Raw genomic sequence first — 519 nt, 5'->3', positions numbered from 1 at the left:
AGAGGCGGCCATGACGTTATTGGACCGGCGGACATTGCTGGCGGGCGGGGGCCTGCTCCTGGCGGCGGCGTGTACGCGAAAATTCGGGTCGCCCGAGCGTGCCGGGACGCTTCCGATCCCGCGCCTGATCGATGCGCGCCAACAGGGCCAGCTGATCAGCCTGCAGGCACAAAAGGGCGAGACCGCGTTCATCCCGGGCCGGCGAAGCACCACGCTCGGATATAATGGCAGCTATCTCGGCCCGACGCTGCGGGTTCATCGCGGCGACGATGTGACGATGGCCGTCCGCAATAGCCTGTCGGCCGATACGACGGTTCACTGGCACGGGCTGCTGGTGCCGGGAGAACTGGATGGCAGCCCGCACCAGCTGATCGCATCCGGTGCGACCTGGCGTCCTACGCTACCGATCCGCCAGCCGGCGGCGACCCTCTTCTATCATTCGCACGCGCATGGTTTGACGGGCGAGCAAGTCTATTCCGGGCTGGCGGGCATGCTGGTCGTGACGGACGAGGAAGAGCA

At 66.5% G+C, this 519-nt stretch carries 1 protein-coding gene; it reads left to right on the top strand.

The features are described 5' to 3' along the window. Window positions 1-10 precede the first annotated feature (10 nt). Window positions 11-519, top strand: a 509-nt coding sequence (locus tag AACY08_RS28725) for a multicopper oxidase domain-containing protein (RefSeq protein WP_339472475.1), incomplete at its 3' end; no start/stop codon positions are given.

The organism is Pseudomonas sp. EL_65y_Pfl1_R83, assembly GCF_963970695.1.
GTDB classification, from domain to species: Bacteria; Pseudomonadota; Gammaproteobacteria; order Pseudomonadales; family Pseudomonadaceae; genus Aquipseudomonas; species Aquipseudomonas tritici.
Note: the sequence above shows the minus strand (reverse complement) of the source record. Positions and strands in the feature narration are given on the sequence as shown.